This window comes from Streptomyces sp. NPDC043867 (assembly GCF_056435845.1).
Genome location: NZ_JBWKDS010000054.1, coordinates 38,121 through 44,234, shown reverse-complemented (window position 1 = coordinate 44,234; position 6,114 = coordinate 38,121). Strand labels below are relative to the sequence as shown.

General features: G+C 73.2%; 5 protein-coding genes. 1 reads left to right on the top strand and 4 read right to left on the bottom strand.

From position 1 onward, the window contains the following. Positions 1-164 precede the first annotated feature (164 nt). From AC069T_RS34925 to argH, 4 genes are all read right to left on the bottom strand, one after another. Positions 165-1,691, bottom strand: a complete 1,527-nt coding sequence (locus tag AC069T_RS34925; protein WP_478786557.1) for an MFS transporter — start codon at positions 1,689-1,691, stop codon at positions 165-167. After that, positions 1,688-2,239: a TetR/AcrR family transcriptional regulator gene (locus AC069T_RS34920; RefSeq protein ID WP_478786556.1), complete on the bottom strand. Its 552-nt coding sequence runs from the start codon at positions 2,237-2,239 to the stop codon at positions 1,688-1,690. Before AC069T_RS34920 ends, AC069T_RS34925 begins: the two co-directional genes overlap by 4 nt. A gap of 86 nt (positions 2,240-2,325) precedes the next feature. After that, positions 2,326-3,297, bottom strand: a complete 972-nt coding sequence (locus AC069T_RS34915) for an aldo/keto reductase (protein ID WP_478786563.1) — start codon at positions 3,295-3,297, stop codon at positions 2,326-2,328. A 76-nt stretch (positions 3,298-3,373) separates the two neighbouring features. Further along, positions 3,374-4,801 carry an argininosuccinate lyase gene (argH, locus tag AC069T_RS34910; protein ID WP_478786555.1) on the bottom strand — a complete coding sequence of 476 codons (1,428 nt, stop codon included), beginning with the start codon at positions 4,799-4,801 and terminating at the stop codon, positions 3,374-3,376. A 397-nt stretch (positions 4,802-5,198) separates the two neighbouring features. Between argH and AC069T_RS34905 the strand changes: the two genes are divergently transcribed. Next, entirely contained in the window at positions 5,199-6,068 is an 870-nt protein-coding gene (locus AC069T_RS34905) for a hypothetical protein (protein ID WP_478786554.1), read from the top strand. Positions 6,069-6,114: the final 46 nt, after the last annotated feature.

The following is a 6,114-nucleotide window of genomic DNA, read 5'->3' as shown; positions in this document are numbered from 1 at the left end:
AGACACACGTCGGCCACCCCCCACCCCCCCCCCCCCCCCCGCACCCCCCCCCCCCCCCCCCCCCCCCCCCCCCCCCCCCCCCCCCCCCCCCCCCCCCCCCCCCCCCCCCCCCCCCCCCCCCCCCCGGCCCCCTTCGTCATGCGTCCCGGAGATGCGCCGCGGCCCTACGGCGTGCTCTCCAGCCGCTGGCCGCGCAGCAGGAACCAGGCCGCCGCCGCCGCGGCGAGCAGCACCGCGGCGCCCACACCCGCCGCGAGGGTCAGTCCCTCGACGAAGGCGCCGCGGGCCGCCGACAGCATCGTCTCGGCGGTGCCGGCCGGCAGTTCCGCCGCCGCCTCGGCGGCGCCGCCGAGGGATTCGCGCGCCTCGGCCGGGGTGCCCGCGGGACCGGTGAAGTCCCGGTAGACACCCGTCACGATCGAGCCGAGCACGGCGATACCGAGGGCGGCGCCGAGTTCGTACGCCGTCTCGGAGACCGCGGACGCGGCGCCCGCCTGCTCCTTGGGCACGCTGGAGAGGATCACGTCGGCGGTGACGGTGAACGAGAAGCCCGCGCCGACGCCGACGACCAGGAGTGCGGCGCCGATCAGCGGATAGCCGGTGGACTCGGTCAGCAGGGTGAGGACCCCGAGTGCCAGCCCCACCGCGGCGAGGCCGCCGGAGACCACGGCGCGCACCGAGAACCGCCGGGCGACCGTGCCGGCGACCAGGCCCGCCGCCACCGCGCCGGCCGCGGCCGGGACTTCGGCGAGGCCCGCCTCGAACGGTGCCCTGCCCTGGACGAGTTGCAGGTACTGGGAGAGGAAGAAGACCAGCCCGGACAGGCCGAGGATCGTCAGCAGGTCGGCAAGGACGGCTCCGGAGAATCCGCGGTTCCGGAAGAGCCGCATGTCCAGCAGTGGCGCGGGCAGCGTGAGTTGGCGGCGCACGAACCGGAACAGGGCGGCGGCGCCGAGCAGGCCCACGGCCGCAGGCTGCCAGGTGAACCCGTGCGTGGCCGCCTCCTTGACCGCGTACACGATGCCGATCATGCCGACCAGCGACAGGACGACGCTGGCGAGGTCCCAGGGGCCCGGGTCCGGGTTGCGCGACTCGGGCAGCAGCCTGCTGCCGACGAGGACGAGCACGATCATCACGGGCAGGTTGATGAGGAAGACCGAACCCCACCAGAAGTGCTCCAGCAGGAAACCGCCGACCACCGGCCCGACCGCCGTGCCCGCGGAGGCGGTGGCGCCCCAGATGCCGACGGCGAGGCTGCGTTCGCGCGGGTCGTGGAAGAGGTTGCGGATCAGGGCGAGGGTGGCGGGCATCAGGGTGGCGCCCGCGACACCGAGCAGTGCCCGCGCGAGGATCAGCAGCTCCGGTGTCGTCGCGTAGGCGTTGAGCACGGATATCGCGCCGAACGCCGTGGCGCCGACGAGCAGCAGCTTCTTCCGTCCGATGCGGTCGCCGAGGCTGCCCATGGAGACGAGCAGGCCGGCGATGACGAACGAGTAGACGTCGCCGATCCAGAGCAGCTGGGTGCCGGAGGGCTGGAGGTCCTCGCTGATGTAGGGCGTGGCGAGGCCGAGGACGGTCGCGTCGACGGCCACCAGCAGCACAGCGAGGACGAGGACGGAGAGGGCGAGCCAACGCCCGGGGCGCCGTCCCACCTCCTCCGCCGCGACGGCCTGCTGTTCGGTGCTGGTCATGGTTCCACTCTCCGTAGTGCGCCGCCGAGCAGCAGCTCGACGATCATGAATTGGAAGTCGTTGGCGGCCACCCGGCCGTCCATCACGGCCCAGGCACCGGATCCGACGAGCCCGTAGAGGGCCTCGGTGAGCCAGGCGGGGGTCAGGTCGATGCGGAACTCGCCGCTGTCCTGGCCGCGCCGGAACAGCGCGGCGATCCTGGCGTCGAGCCGGGCCCAGCCCTCGTGCTGGGCGTCGCCCTCGAACAGCTGGTTCTCGGTGACCAGGAAGGCCAGCAGTCCCGCCACCGGCTCGATCTGCTTCACCAGCCGGCGTACGGCGTCGCTCGCGGGCCCCTCGTCCAGGCGGGCCGCGTCCAGCGCGGACTCGCACTCCCGGATGCCCAGGTCTTCGAGGGCGCGGACCAGGGCGTCCCGCCCGGCGAACTGGCGGTGCAGCGTGGCCCGGCTGATCCCGGCCGCCCTGGCGACCTCGTCCATGGTGGCGGTGGCTTTGCGGGTCAGCAGGGCGGCGGCGCTGCGGAGTACGTGCTCACGGTCGACGGCCATGAGACAAGAGTAGGCCATGTGAGACATCTTTGTCTCACAAGAGGCATGTGAAGCTCACCGCATGGGGCCGGCGGTGAGCGCGGGGCTCAGTGCCAGGGCAGCTGGGAGCGCCGCTCCCAGTAGGCCCGGGGGTCCTCGGCGAGGGTGTCCAGGCGGGCGAGCCGGTCCTCGTCGAGGTCGACGACGGCCGCGTGCAGGTTGGAGGCGAGCTGGTCGCTGGTGGCGGCGCCCGACAGGACGACCCCGGCCCAGGGCCGGTGCAGCACCAGGGCGAGGGCGACCGCGTCGGCGGTCAGGCCCGTCTCCCGGGCGATGTCCAGGAGCACGCCCGGCGCGTGCGGCGCGGCCAGCCGGCCGTTGGCCATGCCTTCCTTGACGATCACGGTGAGTCCGGCCGCGTGCGCCTCGGCGAGCGCGGGCCCGGCCGACGTCTCCAGCACGTTGTACGTGGCCTGGACGGTGCGGAAGAGGGGCTCACCGCCGACCGTCACGGTGAGCGCGGCGCGGATGGCGTCGGCCTGCGCGGGCCCGCTGGCCGAGAAGCCGACCGAGACGCCCTGGGCCGCGGCGTCGGCGAGCCTTGCGTGGAGTTCCTTGTCGGTGAGGGCCGGGCTGTCCGGGGTCACCGAGTGGATCTGGTAGAGGTCGAGGCGGTCACCGAGCAGCTCGGCACTCTCCGCGCGCTGCCTCTCGTACGTGGCGAGGCTGTGGTCCTTGATCTCGTGCGCGTCGGCGTCGGTGCGCCAGTCGGCCGTGTAGGTGTAGCCCCACTTGCTGCCGACGACGACGTCGTCGGCGTCGGGCCGCCCGCGCAGCCAGCCGGCCAGGAACTCCTCGGACCGGCCGTAGGAGCGGGCCGCGTCGAAGTAGCGCACGCCCTGCGCGTACGCGGCGTCGAGGAGCTCGTGGGTGCGCTCACGCAGGGCGTCGACACTGCGCTCCGCCGGGAGGTCGCGGTCCCGGCCGAGGTTGATGTAGCCGGGGCGGCCGACGGCGGCGAGGCCCAGGCCGAGGTGGGCGGTGGGCGTGGTCGCCGAGGCGAGTCGGGCGAAGGGCATCGCGGGCTCCATGAGGTCGGCTCCTTGATCGGCTCCGGCCAACGTAACCCGCGACGCCTTCGCGGAACGCGGGGTGCTACTTCTTCGCGGTGGCCCACGCGTGCTGCGCCGCCACGTCCGCCCTGACCTCGGCGAGCTGCACGGCGACCGCGCTCGGCGCCGTACCGCCACGCCCGTCGCGGGAGGCCAGCGCGCCCGGGACGTTCAGGACGCCGCGCACCTCCGGCGTCAGGTGCGGGGAGATCTTCGCGAACTGCTCGTCGGTGAGCCCGTCGAGCTCGACACCCCCGGCCTCGGCGACCTTCACGCACTCGCCGGCGACCTCGTGCGCGACACGGAACGGCACGCCCTGCCTGACCAGCCACTCGGCGATGTCGGTGGCGAGCGAGAAACCGGCCGGGGCCAGCTCCTCCATGCGCTCCCGGTGCACGGTCAGCGTCGCCATCATGCCGGTGAAGGCGGGCAGCAGCACCTCCAGCTGGTCGCAGGAGTCGAAGACCGGCTCCTTGTCCTCCTGGAGGTCGCGGTTGTACGCCAGCGGCAGGGCCTTGAGCGTGGCCATGAGCCCGGTCAGATTGCCGATCAGGCGGCCCGACTTGCCGCGCGCCAGCTCTGCGATGTCCGGGTTCTTCTTCTGCGGCATGATCGAGGAGCCGGTCGAGAAGGCGTCGTGGAGGGTGACGAAGGAGAACTCCTTCGTGTTCCAGATGATGATCTCCTCGGCGATGCGGGAGAGGTTCACCCCGATCATCGCCGTGATGAAGGCGAACTCGGCGGCGAAGTCGCGCGAGGCGGTGCCGTCGATGGAGTTGGCGGAGCTGCCGTGCTCGAAGCCGAGGTCCCTCGCGACCGACTCGGGGTCCAGGCCCAGGGAGGAACCCGCCAGCGCGCCCGAGCCGTACGGCGACACGGCCGTCCGCTCGTCCCACTGACGCAGCCGCTCGGCGTCCCGGGACAGGGACTGGACGTGGGCGAGGACATGGTGGGCGAACAGGACGGGCTGGGCGTGCTGGAGATGGGTGCGGCCGGGCATCGCCACGTCCGGGTGGGCCTCCGCGAGACCGATCAGCGCGTCCTGGAGGTCGGCGATCAGGCCGCCGATGATCCGCGCATGGTCGCGCAGGTACATCCGGAAGAGGGTCGCCACCTGGTCGTTCCGTGACCGGCCCGCGCGCAGCTTGCCGCCGAGGTCGGGGCCGAGGCGCTCCAGCAGGCCGCGCTCCAGGGCGGTGTGGACGTCCTCGTCGGCGATGGTGCCCACGAAGGCGCCGGACGCCACGTCCTGTTCGAGCCGGGCGAGTCCGTCCAGCATCCGCTCCAGCTCGTCGGCCGTCAGCAGACCGGCCTTGTGGAGCACGCGGGCGTGCGCACGCGAGCCGGCGATGTCGTACGGCGCGAGCCGCCAGTCGAAGTGGACGGACGCGGACAGCTTCGCCAGGGCCTCGGCGGGACCGTCGGCGAAACGACCGCCCCAGAGCCGTACGTCACCGCTGTTGCTGCTCACTAGCTGCGCTCCTCAAGACTGTGGATGTGCCGCCGCCTCCTCGCCGCGCGGGCGGCCGGGCGGCTTTCACGCTATCGGTCGGCGAGGTCCCACCCGGCGGTGATCTTCGGCGACAGGCCGGCCGCGGAGGTGTCCGGGGCACCCGGTCCGCACCCGGTCACGGGTTCTTCCTCGTCCCCGCGACCCTCGTGCATGAGTATGCAGAACTCTGCATGATTGGTCAATTGAGAGGGCCGGGCGGGAATCAGCGGATTCCCTTGAACGACGGAATGCGCTTTCTCGTATGTCTCAGCGGACGCAGGCGCCGCGTTCGCACCACCAGACAGCCAGAGAAGGAACAGGCATCCCGGACGACCGCCGGGCGGCCTTCACCCCCGAACCCGAATGAGGCTTCCGCATGTCCAGGGCTCTCCCCAAGTACCGCAAGCGCCGTACCGTGATCATCGGCGGCGCCGCCGCGGTGGTGCTGTCAGGAGCCGTGATCGCCGGCTCCGCCCTCGCCGGCGAGACGGACAGGAGCGGCGGTGAGGCGGCCAGGACCCTCGCCTCCCCCGGCACGGTGAACTGCCCGGCCGTCGCGCCGAGCCTCCCCGCCGTCCCCGCCTCCGCCCGGGCCGAGGTCGACCGCAACCTCGCCCTCCTCGACACCCAGATCAGCGAGGCCGACAAGCGCATCGCCGACACCGTCGGCCAGGGCGGACCCAACTTCGTCCAGAACGCCGTCCTCGGCCCGCTGAAGGACAAGCGCATCGCCACCATCAACCGCATCGCCACCGCCATCGGCCGCACCGCCGCCAAGCCCCAGGGACTGGACGCCCTCGCGCCCTGCGAGCTGAGCACGGCCGGTGGCGGCGCGACCGCGGCACCGAGCGCGACCGCCACCGGGGATGCGGGGCAGGACGCGGGCGGGAACGGCTCGGACGCGGGCGAACAGACGGGCGGGAACGCGGACGACGCAAGCGGTTCCACGGCCGCGGGCACGGTGAACTGCCCGGCCGTCGCGCCGAGCCTCCCCGCCGTCCCCGCCTCCGCCCGGGCCGAGGTCGACCGCAACCTCGCCCTCCTCGACACCCAGATCGGCGAGGCCGACAAGCGCATCGCCGACACCGTCGGCCAGGGCGGACCCAACTTCGTCCAGAACGCCGTCCTCGGCCCGCTGAAGGACAAGCGCATCGCCACCATCAACCGCATCGCCACCGCCATCGGCCGCACCGCCGCCAAGCCCCAGGGACTGGACGCCCTCGCCACCTGCACTCTCAACGAGTGACCGGCACCGTGGCCGCCCCGCGCGCCGGCCGGGGCGGCCACGGACC